Here is a 16,599-nt window from a genome sequence, read left to right as displayed (position 1 = left end):
GGCGCCAGGGGCGGCGACGGCGGCAAGGGCGGCGACGCCGACGCCGTTCACGCCTATGGGGGCAAAGGTGGCGTAGGCGGCCAGGGCGGCGCAGGTGCATCCGCCTTTGGCGGCGGGGCCGGCGGTAAGGGCGGAGCCGGTGGTGCCGGCGGATGGGAATCCGGCAACGGCGGTGCGGGCGGCCACGGCGGCCAAGGCGGCGAGGGCGGCGACGGTGCGGGTGGCGGGCGCGGTGGCAATGGCGGCGGCGGCGGCGACACCTATCGCCTGTTCCTGAGCGGCAAAATACCCGCGCCAGACGCCACCCCGGGCGTGGGCGGTGCCGGTGGTGACGGCGGTGTGGGCGGTAACGGTGGTGCCGGCGGTAATGGCGGCGCTGGCGGTGCCGGCGGCGCGGCAACGGCAGGGATTGCGGGCAGCCACGGCATCGGCGGTCAGGCCGGCTCCGGCGGCGACGGCGGGTCCGGCGGCGACGGTGGTGCCGGCGGCACCGGCGGGAAAAATGCCGATCCCTTCTTCGGCAAAGGTGCTGACGGAGCCGACGGCCGGTCCGGGGCCAACGGGGTCCGGGGCGCAGACGGTCAGGCGGGCGCCTCTGGTTAATTCCGGCGGCACTCGAACTCTCCCGGCAGTGTCGACCAACCTGCCGGCACCGGGTGGCCATGCGCCGTCGAGTTGGTCAGCGGGGTCTCATCCCACCCGGCTGGAGCCGGTCTGGAGCCGGTAAAGCTGCCGACGGGTGGGCCATCGGCTACCGCACCACCGAGCGCGCTGAGACTGCGGCGACCGGCGGCAATCGGCGCGGCGATGCACGTCTTGCATCGCCTGTCAACCCCCAATCTCCAGCCGCGGTGCCCCTGACCTGCACCGTTGATCCGCACGCGTCAGGGAGGCGTGTTAGCATGGAGTGACGAAAGGGGCTCAAATCAGATGATCTTCAAGGTCGGTGACACCGTCGTCTATCCACACCACGGTGCAGCGTTAGTCGAGGCGATCGAAACCCGAACCATCAAAGGGGAACAAAAAGAGTATCTCGTCTTGAAAGTGGCGCAGGGCGACCTGACCGTTCGTGTGCCGGCTGACAACGCTGAGTACGTTGGAGTCCGCGACGTCGTCGGCCAAGAAGGCCTTGACAAGGTTTTCCAGGTGTTGCGTGCCCCGCACACCGAAGAGCCCACCAACTGGTCACGCCGTTACAAGGCCAACCTCGAGAAGCTGGCTTCCGGCGACGTGAACAAGGTCGCCGAAGTGGTGCGTGACCTGTGGCGTCGGGACCAGGAGCGGGGTTTGTCCGCAGGCGAGAAGCGGATGCTGGCCAAGGCTCGGCAGATTCTGGTCGGGGAACTGGCGCTGGCTGAGAGCACCGACGACGCCAAAGCGGAGACCATCCTCGACGAGGTTCTGGCCGCCGCGTCCTGAACACCCCGAGACTCCGGGTGACTGGAGCCAACGGCGCCGTAGTCGCAATCGTTCCGGCCGCAGGGTCGGGTGAGCGGCTGGCAGTCGGCGTACCCAAGGCGTTTTATCAACTCGACGGGCAGACCCTGGTCGAGCGCGCCGTCGAGGGCCTACTGGAATCGAAGGTCGTCGACAATGTCGTGGTAGCGGTCCCGCCGGATCGAACCGACGAAGCAAAGCTGATCCTCGGGCATAAGGCCATGATCGTTGCCGGCGGCGCCAACCGTACCGAGACCGTGCGTCTGGCGCTCTCCGCGCTGGAGACCTCTGAGCCGTCGTTTGTGCTGGTACATGACGCAGCGCGGGCGTTGACGCCACCTTCGTTGGTCACGCGAGTGGTCAACGCATTGCGGGACGGCCACGCCGCCGTGGTGCCCGCGTTACCACTTACCGACACCATCAAGGCGGTCGACGCCAACGGGGTCGTCTTGGGTACCCCAGAACGGGCGGGCCTCAGGGCGGCACAGACCCCGCAGGGGTTCGCCGGCGATCTGCTGCTGCGCGCCTATCAGCACGCGGGCACCGCCGACTTCACCGACGACGCATCACTGGTCGAGCACATCGGCGGCCAGGTTCAGGTGGTCGAGGGTGATCCGCTGGCGTTCAAGATCACCAACCGACTCGATCTGTTGTTGGCCCAGGCGGTAGTGCGCGGGTGAACGGACTGCCGCGGGTGGGTTTGGGTGTCGACGTGCACCCGATCGAACCCGGACGCCCATGTTGGCTGGTGGGCCTGCTGTTCCCGAGCGCCGACGGCTGCGCCGGACACTCCGACGGCGACGTTGCGGCGCATGCGTTGTGTGACGCCGTACTGTCGGCTGCCGGGCTGGGCGACATCGGCGACGTGTTCGGAGTCGACGATCCACGGTGGGCAGGTGTCAGCGGAGCCGCCATGCTGCGTCATGTCGTCGAGCTGATCACGCAGCACGGCTATCGGGTGGGGAATGCCGCCGTGCAGGTGGTCGCCAATCGGCCCAAGATCGGTTGGCGCCGTCTCGAGGCGCAGGCCGTGATGTCGCGGCTGCTCAATGCGCCGGTATCGGTGTCGGCCACCACCACCGACGGGCTCGGCCTGACCGGACGGGGTGAGGGTCGGGCCGCCATCGCCACGGCATTGGTGATTTCGCTGCGCGACCCGTTCCCGGCCAAGTAGGGCCGGGCGGCCGTTGCGGTCGTAGGCAGTAAGCTGGCACGTCGTGACCGATCGCGCCCGCTTGCGGCTCCATGACACGGCGGCCGGCGCCGTGCGCGATTTTGTTCCGCTGCGCGACGGACACGTTTCGATCTATCTGTGCGGCGCCACCGTGCAAGGCCTGCCGCACATCGGGCACGTCCGCAGCGGGGTGGCATTCGACATCCTGCGGCGCTGGTTGATCGCACGCGGCTTCGACGTCGCCTTCATCCGCAACGTCACCGACATCGACGACAAAATCTTGAACAAGGCCGCCGCCGCCGGCCGACCGTGGTGGGAATGGGCGGCCACCTACGAACGGGCATTTACCGCCGCCTACGACGCCCTGGATGTGATGCCGCCGTCCGCGGAACCGCGAGCCACCGGGCACATCACCCAGATGATCGAATTGATCCAACGTTTGATCGAAACCGGCCATGCCTATACCGGCGACGGGGACGTCTACTTCGATGTGCTCAGCTACCCGGATTACGGCCAGCTGTCCGGGCACAAGATCGACGACGTCCACCAGGGCGAAGGCGTGGCCGCGGGCAAACGCGACCAGCGCGACTTCACCCTGTGGAAGGGCGAAAAACCCGGAGAGCCGTCCTGGCCGACGCCCTGGGGCCGGGGCCGTCCCGGCTGGCACCTGGAATGCTCGGCAATGGCCCGTACCTACTTGGGGCCTGCATTCGACATCCATTGCGGCGGAATGGATTTGATCTTCCCGCATCACGAGAACGAGATCGCGCAGAGCCGCGCCGCCGGCGACGGGTTCGCCCGCTACTGGCTGCACAACGGCTGGGTGACAATGGGCGGGGAAAAAATGAGCAAGTCATTGGGCAATGTGCTGGCCATACCGGCGATGTTGCAGCGGGTCCGGCCGCCCGAGCTGCGCTATTACCTGGGCAGCGCGCACTATCGGTCAATGCTCGAGTTCTCTGACACTGCCCTCCAGGACGCCGTCAAAGCCTATGTCGGCGTGGAGGATTTCCTGCACCGGGTGCGCAGCCGGGTGGGTGCCGTGCTGCCCGGCGAATGGACGCCGCGTTTCGCCGAGGCGCTCGACGACGATCTGTCGGTTCCGATAGCGCTGGCCGAAATTCACCACGCCCGCGCAGAAGGCAACCGGGCACTCGACGCCGGTGACCATGAAGCCGCAGTGCGAAGCGCCGGTTCGATCCGCACGATGATGGGAATCCTGGGCTGCGATCCGCTCGACGAACGCTGGGAATCGCGGGACGAGACAACGGCTGCGCTGGCGGCTGTCGGCGTACTGGTACAGGCCGAGCTGGACAACCGTGAGAAGGCGCGCGAGCAGCGTAACTGGGCACTTGCCGACCAGATTCGGGATCGCCTCAAGCACGCCGGCATCGAGGTCACCGACACCGCCGACGGGCCGCAGTGGACGCTGGGCGGTGGCGGCAAGTAAATGGCGGGTAACTCGCAGCGCCGGGGGGCGGTACGCAAATCCGGCACCAAGAAGGGCGCCCCTGTCGGGTCGGGCGGGCAGCGCCGTCGCGGTCTGGAGGGCCGCGGTCCCACCCCGGCGGCGCATCTGCGGCCCAACCATCCCGCCGCTAAGCGGGCCAAGGCGGCGCCGCGCCGTCCGGTACGGAGTCGGATCGACGAAGCCGAGACGGTTCTTGGCCGTAACCCCGTGCTGGAATGCCTGCGCGCCGGAGTGCCTGCCACCGCGTTGTACGTCGCGCTCGGCGCCGAAGCGGACGAGCGGGTGACCGAATCCGTTGCCCGGGCCGCTGATTCGGGGATCTCGATCCTCGAGGTGCCGCGTGCCGATCTGGACCGGATGACGGCCAACCACTTGCATCAGGGCATCGCGTTGCAGGTGCCGCCGTATCACTACGCCCATCCTGACGATCTGCTCGCGACAGCCATGGACACGCCGCCCGCGTTGTTGGTGGCGCTGGACAACATCTCCGACCCGCGCAACCTCGGTGCGATCGTGCGCTCGGTGGCGGCCTTCGGCGGCCATGGCGTGTTGATCCCGCAGCGCAGATCGGCCTCGGTGACGGCGGTCGCATGGCGTACCAGCGCGGGCGCTGCCGCCCGTATTCCGGTGGCTCGGGCTACCAATCTCACCAGGACACTGAAGGATTGGGCCGACCGCGGGCTGCGGGTGATCGGGCTGGATGCCGCCGGTGAGACCGGAGTCGACGACCTGGACGGTAGTGACCCGTTGGTGGTGGTCGTCGGCTCCGAGGGCAAAGGGCTGTCGCGGCTGGTGCGGCAGAACTGTGACGAGGTGGTGTCCATACCGATGGCCGGGCGTGCGGAGTCGCTGAATGCCTCGGTGGCCGCCGGCGTGGTGCTTGCCGAAATCGCCCGCCAGCGCCGGACTTAACACGGCGAGCAGACATAGAATCGCCCAAATCGCCATGGAATACTGCGATTTTGCGTCTGCTCGCCACTAGGCGCGGGGGTCAGGATCAGGGCAAACCGTGGAGTCCGTTCTGGCCCAGCAGCCGTCCGCCCGCGCCGGCGCCGCCACCCGCACCCGGAGTCTTTGGCGAACCCGCCGTTACCGCCGTTGCCGATCAGATTGCACTGCCGCCATTACCGCCCTGGCCGCCGACCGCCAGCGCCGCCGTTGCCGAGCAAGATGCCCCCGGGCGCGCCGTTTTGGCCGGTCTCCGGTGCGCCATTGGCGCCGTTGCCGATCAGCGGGCGCCCCAGGACGGCCTGGGTGGGAGCGTTGATCACGCCCAGGATGTCCTGTCCGGAGGGTCTGCAGGGCGGAGTTTGCGTTTTCTGCGCCGGCGTAGGAGGCCGCGTCGGTGCTCAGCGCCTGGACGAAATGATCGTGAAATACCGCCGCCTGAGCGGTCAGCGTCTGAAACGCCCGGCGTGACCGGAAAACAGTTCCGCGACCGCGGTCGACACCTTGTCGGCGGCCGCGGCCGATATCCCGGTGGTGGGACCGACCGCCGCCGCATTGGCCGTCGTAAGCGCCGAGCCGATTCTGGCCACATCGTCGGTCGCCGCTGCGACCATCTCCGGAATCGTGATCAGAAACGACATCCAACACCTCGTGCATAGCTATCGCCTCCCCGAGAACAAGGAGAGAGCTACCACGAGACAGACCCGCAGCACGCCTCACCGTATCGCGAGGGCGGCGCCCGTTCGGAGTAATGCGATCACCTTTGGCGATCCCGAGGCGGGCGGCGCGACCCGCCCGGGACCGCGGCCGAACGTCGTGGTGGTTGCCGCCCGCCGGGCACCCGAGAGCTGTTGGGCCCTTAACCATCAACCGAACGCGGGCAGTCAGCTAGCTGGCCCAGGCCGACATGTCCGTCAACTGGGTCAGTCGGATGCTGTTGCCCGACGGATCGCGGAAGCCGGAGTCGATGCCGTACGGCCGCTGTTCGGGCGGCTCGGTGAACTCGACGCCACGAGCCGTCAGCTCCTGGTAACTGGCCTGGCAGTCGTCGGTGGTGAGAAACACCGTGCCGGCGAAGCCTTTTGCCGTCAGATCCAGGACTTGTAGGCGGGTGGGCTCGTCCAGCATCGGCGGGCCGGGAACGTCCATCAAGACGATTGACACGTCATCTTGACCGGGCGGTCCGACGGTCAGCCAGCGGAAGCCGCCGAGTTCCGGCAGCGAAACATCCTGGCGCACTTCCATGCCGACCTTCTCGGTCCAGAATTTCAGTGCCTCGTCCTGGTCGTGTACCCAAAGCTGGGCGCTTGCGATTTTCAACATGCAGAAGACGCTAGGTGCTCACCGCGCCCGGCGTCTTCTCCCCGTGTGCTGTCTTGGGGCACCACCCGGCTATCGGCCGGCGGCCGGGTATGTGCCCGCAAGATGCAGTGCGGCACTCGGGCGTGCAGCGCCGCCGGCGGCAGGCTGGCGCGGTAGGCGGCCGGCGGCTTGCCGTACACCCGGGCGAAGCTGCTGGTGAAGGAGCCGACGCTCTGCAAACCGACCATGACGCAGACCTCCGCGATTGACCTGTCGGTGTAGCGCAGCAGCGCCGCGGCCCGCTCCAGCCGCCGGGTCTGCAGGTATGCGCGCGGAGATTCCCCGAATGTCCGGGTGAACATGCGGCTGAAGTGAGCGCGTGACAGCCCGGCCGCCGCGGCCATGTCATCGACGGTGATCGGTTCGGCGTAGCGGGCGTCGACGAAATCCTTGGCACGCAGTAGGTATCTGGCCGGACGAGGCTGCGGCATGCCGTCAAGTATGGCGCGTCGGCGGAATCGGCACAGAAATCAGACACCGAGCAGCTGCGCGCTCGCCCACAGCGCGAGCACCGCCGCCAGCAGCGCGGTGGGTACTGTGCAGAGCCCCAGACGGGTGTATTCGCCGACGCCGGCCTCGACGTGGTGACTGCGCAGCACCCGCCGCCACAGCAGGTTGGACAGTGAACCGACGTAGGTCAGGTTGGGGCCGATGTTGACCCCGATCAGCACGGCCAGCACCGCCGCCGGCCCGCCGGCCGCGACCAGCGGCAACAACACCAGGGTCGCCGGAAGGTTGTTGACCAGGTTGGCCAGCGCGGCGGCCACCGCCGCGATACCGAGCAGCGCCGGCAGCCCGGAACCCGACGGCAGCACCGTAGACATGGCCCTACCCACTCCGTTGAGCATGACCGCCTGCACGACGACGCCCAGCGCCAGCACGAAGACCAGAAACGCCACGTTGGCCGAGCGCACGATCTCCGTCACCGACGTGTGCCCACGGCCGAGGCTGCGCAGCGCCAATAGCGACGCGCCGGCCAATGCGGCCCACGCCGGCGCCACCCCCGCCGCCTCGGCGATCACGAACCCTGCCAGGGTCAGCGCCACGACCACCAACACGAACACCGGCGGCCGCGGCGGCGGCCCGAGTTGCTCGGGGTCCGGTGCAACACGCAGGTCCCGGGCGAAGAACCACCGGAACACCGCGTAGACCGCCGCCACCGCGGCCAGCCACGGCAGTCCCATCACCAGCGTGAACTTGATGAACGAGATCCCGGCGACGTGGTAGGCGAGCAGATTGGTCAGATTCGACACCGGAAGCAGCAGCGACGCGGCATTGGCCAGGTGCGCGGTGGCGTAGGCGTAGGGGCGCACCGGCGGTCGCAGCCGCCGCACGACGGCCAGCACCACCGGTGTCAGCAACACCACGGTGGCATCCAGGCTGAGCACCGCGGTGATGACGGCGGCAATGACGAACACGTGCCGCAGCAGCCCGACCGACCCGGTGCTGGTTCGCGCCATCGCCGCACCGGCGGCCTCGAACAGGCCCTCGTCGTCGCACAGCTTGGCCAATACCAATACGGCACCCAGGAAGGCGACCACCCGTGCCAGCCCGGCAACCTGGGCGGCCGCCTGATGGACCGAGATCGCCCCGATCCCGATCAGGATGACGGCCGCCGGGACCGCCGCCAGCGCCTCGGGCCAACCGCGCGGACGGGTGACCGCGAAACCCAGGACCACAGCCAGCAGCAGCAGCGCAACGACGAGGGGCAACGTTCAAAAACCTTCAGGAACGAGGGTTCTCGCGCCACTGCGCAGTCGGCGACGGTCGCACGCGGTCACGTTCCAGCCTGCCAACGGTCCGCACCGACGTGGCGACGTTGTCAGCGGCATGGCTACCTATCGGCGGCTATCGGCGGACTGGCGGCGAACTGGACGGAGCTTGAGCGACAGCGCCTAGTGCTCTGTTGGCAGGCGCGCCGTCTACCCGGAAGCGATCTCAGCGGATATTACCCGCCGTCGGCGCAGCCGCCGTCAGCACCGTCGAGGCACACCATGGTGTGCCTTCCCCGGGTGGGCTGCTGAGCCTTGATTAACGTGGAGTCGACGGGTGGGTCCCCGTCACCGCACCGGGGAACGGAATTGTCAATGATCGATCCGAGCACCGATGGTCCGCTTCCCCGACGAACCGCGCACGCCCTGGACCTATTGGCGTTTTCACTGGCCGATGTCCGCGATGGGTTAGCTCCCTATCTCTCGATCTATCTGCTGCTGACTCACCACTGGGACCAGGCCTCCATCGGGTTCGTCATCGCGGTCGGCGGTCTCGCGGGAGTCGTCGCGCAAACGCCGGTTGGCGCCGTGGTGGACCGGACCACCGCGAAACGGGCGTTGGTCATCGTCGGCGCGGTGTCGATCGCCGCGGCAGCATTGGCAATGCCGCTGTTTCCCGGCTTCTACTCGATTTCGTTCCTGCAAGCCGTTACCGGGATCGCCGGCTCCATCTTCAATCCGGCATTGGCCGCGATAACACTCGGCATTGTCGGGCCGCGGATGTTGTCTCGACGGATTGGTCGTAACGAGTCGTTCCGGCATGCCGGTACCGCGGCGGCAGCTGCCGCAGCCGGCGGTCTCGCTTACTTGTTCGGCCCGGTAGTGGTGTTCTGGCTGCTGGCCGCCATGGCGGTGATCAGCGTCGGGGCAACGCTACGGGTCCCGCCCGACGCGATCGACAACGACCTGGCCCGCGGTCTGGACCGGGCTATCGGGATACAGCACGCGCAGCCGTCCGGATTCTCGGTGCTGCTGCACGCCCGGAGACTGATGATCTTCGCCGTGGTGGTCTTCACCTTCCACTTCGCCAACGCGGCCTTGCTGCCGCTGGTCGGGCAGAAGCTGGCGTTGCACAACAAGCAGGTCGGGACGGCGCTGATGTCGGCGTGCATCGTCGCCGCACAGGTTGTCATGGTGCCCGTCGCATATGTCGTCGGATTCAAGGCCGACACCTGGGGACGAAAGCCGATCTTCCTGGCCGGCTTCGCGGTCTTGACCGTCCGCGCGTTCCTGTACCCGCTGTGGGACAACTCGTACTGGCTTGTCGGTGTGCAACTTCTCGACGGTGTGGGAGCCGGCATTTTCGGCGCATTGTTTCCCGTCGTCGTCCAGGACGTCACACACGGAACGGGCCGGTTCAACGTCAGCCTGGGGGCGATAACCACCGCGTGGGGAGTGGGTGCCGCGTTGTCGAATTTCGTTGCCGGCAGGATCGTGGTCGCGGCCGGTTACGACGCGGCATTCATGGCACTGGGCGCCATCGCGGGCGCGGGCTTTGCGCTCTATCTGGTCGCGATGCCGGAAACGGCCGCGACGGCAGGTTCTGCGTCAAACCCACGGGTCCTCGCGCCGCCACACCGTCGGCAGCTGTAACGAGATGCCGTCCGCCGCGGCCAGCTCGTCGAGGATGCGCATCGACACGTCCAGGTCGTCGGCCGCATACGGTATGGCGCGCAACGGTTTTGACAGCGGACGGAAGAAGTCGTCCCAGTGGACCAGGATCACCCGGCGGGCGCCGACCGCGCGCACCACCTCGGTCCAGTAGTCGACCAGATAAGACCGCGGTTGCAGGCCCAACTGGCCGACACCGAGGTAGACGACCTCGGCCCGGTACCCGTCCAGGGCGCCCGTGACGAAACCGGCGCTGCCCTGGATCAACAGCCGCCGGCCCGACGGGCGGTGGTGCACCAGCGTCGACCATGCCTCACCGCAGCGGTAGGCCGACGCCCGCACCGGCGGCACCACCGGTGCGCTGATCCCCCCGGGGAATCGGTCCGGCGGGCAGTGGCGCGATTCGACCAGCGTGACGTCGTAGCCGCCCAGCTCGATCGGCTGTCCGGGGACCGCCACCACCAGCCGGTCTTCGGCCAGCCCGTAGCCGCGCCCGACGTTGGCCGCCGACTCGCCCCCGACCAGCTGCGCGCCGGTGCGGTCGGCCACTAACGCGGAGTCCATCGCGTGGTCGATGTGGGTGTGCACCGGGATGACGGCCGCAAGCCGCGACACCTTGGCGCGGGCCAGGCAGCCGTCCACCCGCGCCGGCGACGGCGCCACCTTGGCCGCGGCCACCTGCGCCAGCCCGGGGCGGGAGAAGTAGCCGTCGGTCATCAACGCCGACGAGCCGTCGTCGAGCAGCAGCGTGCTCACGCCCATCCAGAGCACCGACAACGGCGAATCCGGTTGGGCCGCAGGGACATTGAACCGGCCGGAATAACGGGTGAGGTTGGGACGACCGAGTTTCAGCCGCATCAGCAGAACGCCTTGATCTCGGCGCCGGAGGCCGCCAACCGCTCTCGCACCGCGGTCGCAATCTGCACCGCTCCCGGCGAATCTCCGTGCACACAAAGCGATTCCACGGTGACGGGCACGGGTGTGCCGTCGACCGCGGTGACTGCGCCGGTGGCCACCATGGCGACCGCGCGCTCGGCGATCGCCGTGGGGTCGACCAGCACCGCGCCGGGTTCCCGGCGGGACAGCAGTTGCCCGTCGGGCCGGTAGGCGCGATCGGCGAACGCCTCGGCCACCGTGCGCAGGCCGAGGCGGCTAGCTTCGTCGAAAAACACCGAACCCGTCATACCCAGCACCGGCAGCGCCGGGTCGACCATCCGCACCGCCGTCGCCACCGCGGCCGCCTGCTCGCGGTGGGTGACGATCGTGTTGTACAGGGCGCCATGGGGTTTGACGTAGGACACCGTTGAGCCGCCGGCCTGGGCGATGGCCTGCAGCGCGCCGATCTGATACACGATTTCGGCAAGCAGGTCCTCGGGGTCGACGTCGATGAAGCGCCTGCCGAACCCGGACAGGTCGTGGTAGCCGACCTGGGCTCCGATGCGCACGCCGCGCTCGGCGGCGGACCGGCAGACCCGCAGCAGTCCGGCCGGGTCTCCGGCGTGGAAGCCGCATGCCACGTTGGCGCTGGTGACGATCTCGAGCATGGCGTCGTCGTCACCGAGCTGCCAGGCGCCGAATCCTTCACCGAGGTCGGCATTGAGGTCGATGGAAGCCACCCGCCCAGCTTATTGCGGGATGGCCGACGAGGCCCGGTCAGTGCCGAGCGGCCTTAGCCCCCTCGCGAACCTTGCGACGCCTGAACCCGCTGCGCCGGCGCCGTGCCAACCGCCTCGGGACCAGGTGCGACCAGCATAAAGGCCGAGACGTCGAGGCCCGCGCGAGCCCTCGGCGAAACGGCCGCGTAGCCGCGCCGACGGAGCCGCTGTAGCCTCACCGAACGTGGGCTCCACACCTCGCCGGCGGGCGACTCTGGCGTCGCTGGCTGCTGAGCTCAAGGTGTCGCGCACCACCATTTCGAACGCGTTCAACCGACCGGATCAGCTTTCCGCCGAACTGCGGGAGCGGGTGCTGGCCACCGCCAAGCGGATGGGTTACGCCGGACCCGACCCGGTGGCGCGATCCCTGCGGACCCGCAAAGCGGGCGCCGTCGGCCTGGTGATGGCCGAACCGTTGACCTACTTCTTCAGCGACCCGGCGGCGCGCGATTTCGTGGCCGGGGTCGCGCAATCGTGCGAGGAGCCGGGGCAGGGCCTGCTGCTGGTCGCCGTGGGCGCCAGCCGCAGCCTGGAGGACGGCACCACCGCCGTGCTCAACGCCGGGGTCGACGGCTTCGTCGTGTATTCGGTGTGCGACGACGATCCTTACCTGCAGGTGGTTCTGCAGCGGCGGTTGCCGGTTGTGGTGGTCGACCAGCCGAAGGACCTGCCGGGAGTGTCCCGGGTGGGCATCGACGATCGGGCGGCGATGCGCAAGGTCGCCGACTATGTGCTCGGGTTGGGGCATCGCGACATCGGGCTGCTGACCATGCGGCTGGGCCATGACCGGCGCCAGGGCCTGGTCGACGCGGAGCGGCTGAAGTCGCCGGCTTTCGACGTGCAGCGTGAGCGCATCATCGGCGTCTGGGATGCGATGACAGCGGCCGGGGTAGACCCGGATTCGCTGACCGTCGTGGAAAGCTACGAGCACCTGCCGACGTCGGGCGGTGCTGCCGCCAAGGTGGCGCTGGCCGCCAACCCGCGGATCACCGCGCTGATGTGCACCGCCGACATCTTGGCGCTCTCGGCCATGGATTACCTTCGCGGACATGGCATTTACGTGCCGGGTCAGATGACCGTGACCGGATTCGACGGCGTGCCGGAAGCCATCGGCCGCGGGCTAACCACGGTGTCGCAGCCGAGTCTGCAGAAGGGCCGACGGGCCGGCGAACTGCTGCATCGACCGCCGCGGTCCGGTCTGCCCGTCGTCGAACTGCTCGCCACCGAGCTGATCCGGGGCCGAACCTGCGGGCCCCCCGCTTAGGCCTAGCTGTTAGGCACTCTCCTGGCCACCGAGCAACAACCGCACGGCGAGGTCCAGTCGCTTGCTGACGTCGGTGGCCGATGCGCGACGGGTCAGCCACGCAAGCAGATTCGACAACCACACATCCGAGATCACCCGGGCGATGTGGTACTGATCCTCGGTCGGGTCACCGTCGGCCATGGCGCGGGCGAACATGCTGTCGATGAGCTTCTCCACGTGGTCGACCTCGGTGGCCGCCGAAGCGTCGGCGAAGACGTAGGCACGCGTCATCGCCTCGGTGAGCAACGGATTGCGTTGCATCGCGCGATTGAGCTTGCCGACCATGAAGCTCAGCCGCTGATACGGGGTGCCGCCGGCCAGCGCGGAGCGGTCGGTCTTGGCGTCGATGCGGCTGAATTCCCGGCCCAGCGCCGACACCAGCAGATGCACCTTCGACGGGAAGTACCGATACAGCGTGCCGACCGCGACATCGGCGCGATCGGCGACCGCGCGCATCTGCACCGCCTCGTAACCGCCCTTCGACGCGATGGCCATGGTGGCGTCCAGGATGCGCTTGCGACGCTCCCGCTGTGCCTCCGAACCCAACTCGGACTCAGCCAATACCGCCACGTTCATGACCTCGCGCGGTTGAGTGTCAGAAACGCGGCCCGGACTCGTGTTCGCTGCAGACATGTAACGCGTAACTCCCCTCCCGGGCGGTTGGTCGCCAAACGATACGCATGTTGTGCGTGAATTTCCCACCTCCCGGTCGCGGGGACAACGTCGTGTACTGGCCTAATAGCTGTCGACTTGACGGTTGATCATTTTCACTATTAGAACACGTTCTAGTGGCTTTGAATGTTCCTCGGATGTTTCTGGCCGGGTGAATTTCACTACGGGAGGGGCTGAAGGTGGTAGCGACCGTCACCGACGAACAATTCGCGGCTCGCGAGTTGGTGCGCGACTGGGCTCGCACCTCGGCCTCCGGAGAGGCTGCGACGGCGGCGAGCCGCGCCATGGAAGCCACCGAACACGGCGACCCCGACGCCTGGCGACCGGTGTTCACCGGCCTGGCCGAATTGGGGCTGTTCGGCGTTGCCGTCCCGGAGGATCGCGGCGGCGCCGGCGGCAGCATCGAGGACCTGTGCGCCATGGTCGAAGAGGCCGCCAAGGCTTTGGTGCCGGGGCCGGTGGCGACCACCGCGCTGGCCGCCCTGGTGGTGCCGGATCCCGAATTGCTGGCGGCGCTGGCCGCCGGCGAACGCGTCGCCGGGCTCGCGCTGGAAGGCGATGTGCAGTTCGACGCCCAGACCCGACGAGTATCGGGCACGGTTCCGTGGGCGCTGGGCGCCGTCGCCGGCGGCGTGCTGCTGTTGCCGGCCGACGGCAGGTGGCTGCTGGTCGATACCGCCGGCGACGGCGTGCACCTGGAGCCGTTGCGGGCCACCGACTTTTCGCGGCCGGTGGCGAAAGTGGTGTTGACGTCGGCGCCGGTGGCGCCGGCCAGCGTGATCGCCGATTCCCGGGAGCGCGTCGAGAACCTGGCCGCCACCCTGCTGGCCGCCGAGGCCGCGGGAGTGACCCGGTGGGCGCTGGACACCGCGGTGGCCTATGCCAAGGTTCGGGAGCAGTTCGGCAAGCCGATCGGCAGCTTCCAGGCCGTCAAGCACCTGTGTGCGGAGATGCTGTGCCGCGCCGAGCAGGCCGAGGTGGCCGCCGCCGATGCGGCCCGGGCCGCTGGGGACCCCGACAGCCGGCAGTTCGCCATCGCGGCGGCGGTGGCCGCCGGCCTCGGTATCGCCGCCGCAAAAGCCAACGTCAAAGACTGCATCCAGGTGCTCGGCGGCATCGGCTGCACCTGGGAGCACGATGCGCACCTGTATCTGCGCCGGGCCCACGCCAACGGCCGGTTCCTCGGTGGTGCCGAGCGCTGGCTGCGCCGCATTGCCGCGCTCACCCGCGACGGCGTTCGCCGCCGGCTGACTATCGACCTGACCGGGGTGCGGGAGCTGCGACCCGAGATCGCCGCCGCAGTCGCCGGAGTCGCGGCGTTGCCGGAGCAGCAGCGGCAGGCGGCCCTGGCCGATGCCGGGCTGTTGGCGCCACACTGGCCGCCGCCGTATGGACGCGGCGCATCCGCGGCCGAGCAGTTGCTGATTGATCAGGAGCTGGCGGCAGCCGGCGTGGTGCGGCCGGACCTGGTGATCGGTTGGTGGGCGGCGCCGACCATTCTCGAGCATGGCACGCCCGAACAGATCGAGCGCTTCGTTCCGGCCACCCTGCGCGGCGAATTCCTTTGGTGCCAGCTATTTTCCGAACCGGGCGCCGGGTCCGACCTGGCGTCGCTGCGCACCAAGGCGGTTCGCGCCTCCGGAGTTCGGGGTGGTTGGCTGCTGACCGGGCAGAAGGTGTGGACGTCCAAGGCGCACCTGGCCAGGTGGGGGGTGTGCCTGGCGCGGACCGACCCGGACGCGCCAAAGCACAAGGGCATCACCTACTTTCTGGTGGACATGACGTCGCCCGGGATCGAGATCCGGCCGCTGCGCGAGATCACCGGCGACGCGCTGTTCAACGAGGTCTTTCTGGACAATGTGTTCGTGCCCGACGAGATGGTGGTCGGCGCGGTCAACGACGGCTGGCGGCTGGCACGCACCACGCTGGCCAATGAGCGGGTGGCGATGGCCACCGGTACCGCGCTGGGCAACCCCATGGAGAAGCTGCTCGAGGTGCTGGCCGAGACGGAACCCGACGTCGCCCAGCAGGATCGGCTGGCGAGGTTGATCGTCATTGCTCAATGTGGTGCGCTGCTGGATCAGCGCATCGCCCAGCTGGCCGTCGGCGGTCAGGATCCGGGCGCGCAATCCAGCGTGCGCAAACTCATCGGGGTCCGCTACCGCCAGGAGCTGGCCGAGTTCATGATGGACGTGTCCGAGGGCGGCGGCCTGGTGGAAAACCAAGCGGTTTACGACTTCCTCAACACCCGCTGCCTCACCATCGCCGGCGGTACCGAGCAGATACTGCTCACGCTGGCCGCCGAGCGGCTGCTTGGCCTGCCGCGTTAAGTATCCGTCGCCGGTTCGCGGATCTCGCACCCAACTGCACCCGTCCGGGGCGGCCGTGTCTCCGAATGGCTTATGTCCGACAGGAGCGGCACACGGCCGTCTGGTGACGAAGGAGTCGAAACGCACATGATGAACGCTTGGGCCAGAACAGTCGCGGCGACTAGCCTCGCGGCGATCGCAATCGGGGGTTTCGCGGCTTGTTCGAGCAATAAGTCGGCCAGTGGACCATCGACGAGCAGCAGCGCGCCGACCAGCATGGCGGCGCCCGCGTCGACGTCGGCGATGGCCGATCCGGCGGCTGACCTTATCGGTACGGGCTGCTCGGAGTACGCCAAGCAGAATCCCAGCGGTCCGGGGTCGGTAGCCGGCATGGCGCAGGACCCGGTGGCGACCGCGGCGTCGAACAACCCCATGTTGACGACGCTGACGTCGGCGCTGTCGGGCAAGTTGAACCCGAACGTGAACCTGGTCGACACCCTCAACAGCGGCCAGTACACGGTGTTCGCGCCCACCAACGCGGCCTTCGACAAGCTGCCCGCGGCCACGATCGATCAGCTCAAGACGGATTCAGCGCTGCTGCGCAGCATCCTGACCTATCACGTGGTGCAAGGTCAGGCGAGCCCCAGCAAGATCGACGGCACCCACAAGACGCTGCAAGGGGCCAACGTGACCGTGACTGGCCAGGGTAACGACCTCAAGGTCAACGACGCCGGGCTGGTATGCGGTGGCGTTCATACCGCCAACGCGACCGTGTACATGATCGACACGGTGCTGATGCCGCCGAACCAGTAGGCTTTGCCAGCTCTACCCAAAACAGCCCGGCCCCGGCCGGGCTGTTTTGTTGTGCCCCTTTGCACCAATCCA

At 68.2% G+C, this 16,599-nt stretch carries 14 protein-coding genes and 3 pseudogenes; 10 read left to right on the top strand and 7 right to left on the bottom strand.

What is annotated here, in order from left to right; genetic code table 11:
* The 6 genes and pseudogenes from BST40_RS29975 to rlmB all read left to right on the top strand — a co-directional run.
* Positions 1 to 603 (top strand): annotated as a pseudogene (locus BST40_RS29975) (hypothetical protein); the annotation flags it as partial.
* A 327-nt stretch (positions 604 to 930) separates the two neighbouring features.
* Positions 931 to 1,419 carry an RNA polymerase-binding transcription factor CarD gene (gene carD, locus BST40_RS05325; protein WP_007166539.1) on the top strand — a complete coding sequence of 163 codons (489 nt, stop codon included), beginning with the start codon at positions 931 to 933 and terminating at the stop codon, positions 1,417 to 1,419.
* Positions 1,420 to 1,436: 17 nt separating this feature from the next.
* Positions 1,437 to 2,117, top strand: a complete 681-nt coding sequence (gene ispD, locus BST40_RS05320; RefSeq protein WP_083153679.1) for a 2-C-methyl-D-erythritol 4-phosphate cytidylyltransferase — start codon at positions 1,437 to 1,439, stop codon at positions 2,115 to 2,117.
* Entirely contained in the window at positions 2,114 to 2,611 is a 498-nt protein-coding gene (gene ispF, locus BST40_RS05315; RefSeq protein WP_075548737.1) for a 2-C-methyl-D-erythritol 2,4-cyclodiphosphate synthase, read from the top strand. The genes ispD and ispF overlap by 4 nt, the downstream gene beginning before the upstream one ends.
* Positions 2,612 to 2,654: 43 nt before the next feature.
* Positions 2,655 to 4,061 (top strand): cysteine--tRNA ligase, encoded by a 1,407-nt coding sequence (gene cysS, locus BST40_RS05310; protein WP_083153677.1) that lies wholly within the window; start codon positions 2,655 to 2,657, stop codon positions 4,059 to 4,061.
* A complete protein-coding gene (rlmB, locus tag BST40_RS05305; protein WP_075548735.1) occupies positions 4,062 to 4,994 on the top strand; it encodes a 23S rRNA (guanosine(2251)-2'-O)-methyltransferase RlmB in 933 nt (310 codons plus the stop codon).
* A 91-nt stretch (positions 4,995 to 5,085) separates the two neighbouring features.
* Here the strand turns inward: rlmB and BST40_RS33130 are convergent.
* The 4 genes and pseudogenes from BST40_RS33130 to BST40_RS05285 form a co-directional block, all read right to left on the bottom strand.
* A pseudogene (locus BST40_RS33130) lies at positions 5,086 to 5,671 on the bottom strand (PE family protein); the annotation flags it as partial.
* Positions 5,672 to 5,918: 247 nt separating this feature from the next.
* Positions 5,919 to 6,353 carry a VOC family protein gene (locus BST40_RS05295; RefSeq protein WP_083153675.1) on the bottom strand — a complete coding sequence of 145 codons (435 nt, stop codon included), beginning with the start codon at positions 6,351 to 6,353 and terminating at the stop codon, positions 5,919 to 5,921.
* Between the two features lie 10 nt (positions 6,354 to 6,363).
* Positions 6,364 to 6,823, bottom strand: a pseudogene (locus BST40_RS05290) (helix-turn-helix domain-containing protein).
* Positions 6,824 to 6,862: 39 nt separating this feature from the next.
* A complete protein-coding gene (locus tag BST40_RS05285) occupies positions 6,863 to 8,104 on the bottom strand; it encodes an SLC13 family permease (protein WP_083153674.1) in 1,242 nt (413 codons plus the stop codon).
* A gap of 375 nt (positions 8,105 to 8,479) precedes the next feature.
* On the opposite strand from BST40_RS05285, the gene BST40_RS05280 reads away from it, so the two are divergent.
* The gene (locus BST40_RS05280; RefSeq protein ID WP_075548732.1) at positions 8,480 to 9,757 is read left to right on the top strand and encodes an MFS transporter; all 1,278 of its coding nucleotides are present in this window, start codon (positions 8,480 to 8,482) and stop codon (positions 9,755 to 9,757) included.
* On the opposite strand, the gene BST40_RS05275 is transcribed toward BST40_RS05280, so the two are convergent.
* Together BST40_RS05275 and BST40_RS05270 are read right to left on the bottom strand one after the other, a co-directional pair.
* On the bottom strand, positions 9,713 to 10,633 hold the full coding sequence (locus BST40_RS05275; protein ID WP_083153672.1) for an MBL fold metallo-hydrolase: 921 nt from the start codon (positions 10,631 to 10,633) through the stop codon (positions 9,713 to 9,715). The two genes, BST40_RS05280 and BST40_RS05275, sit on opposite strands and share 45 nt — an antisense overlap.
* Positions 10,633 to 11,391 (bottom strand): LamB/YcsF family protein, encoded by a 759-nt coding sequence (locus BST40_RS05270; RefSeq protein WP_075548730.1) that lies wholly within the window; start codon positions 11,389 to 11,391, stop codon positions 10,633 to 10,635. The genes BST40_RS05275 and BST40_RS05270 overlap by 1 nt, the downstream gene beginning before the upstream one ends.
* A gap of 223 nt (positions 11,392 to 11,614) precedes the next feature.
* Between BST40_RS05270 and BST40_RS05265 the strand changes: the two genes are divergently transcribed.
* Positions 11,615 to 12,694, top strand: coding sequence for an Rv3575c family transcriptional regulator (locus BST40_RS05265; protein ID WP_075548729.1), 1,080 nt, complete (start codon positions 11,615 to 11,617; stop codon positions 12,692 to 12,694).
* 9 nt (positions 12,695 to 12,703) lie between these two features.
* Here BST40_RS05265 and kstR read toward each other — a convergent pair whose 3' ends face one another.
* A complete protein-coding gene (kstR, locus tag BST40_RS05260) occupies positions 12,704 to 13,303 on the bottom strand; it encodes a cholesterol catabolism transcriptional regulator KstR (RefSeq protein WP_162877330.1) in 600 nt (199 codons plus the stop codon).
* 281 nt (positions 13,304 to 13,584) lie between these two features.
* Here kstR and BST40_RS05255 point away from each other — a divergent pair, with 281 nt between their 5' ends.
* Entirely contained in the window at positions 13,585 to 15,735 is a 2,151-nt protein-coding gene (locus BST40_RS05255; protein ID WP_083153670.1) for an acyl-CoA dehydrogenase family protein, read from the top strand.
* Positions 15,736 to 15,861: 126 nt separating this feature from the next.
* Positions 15,862 to 16,527, top strand: coding sequence for a fasciclin domain-containing protein (locus BST40_RS05250; protein ID WP_075548726.1), 666 nt, complete (start codon positions 15,862 to 15,864; stop codon positions 16,525 to 16,527).
* The last annotated feature ends 72 nt before the right edge of the window (positions 16,528 to 16,599 follow it).

This window comes from Mycobacterium persicum, assembly GCF_002086675.1.
Classification (GTDB): domain Bacteria; phylum Actinomycetota; class Actinomycetes; order Mycobacteriales; family Mycobacteriaceae; genus Mycobacterium; species Mycobacterium persicum.
The sequence above is the reverse complement of the archived record's forward strand: the minus strand, read 5'-3'. Positions and strand labels throughout refer to the sequence as shown.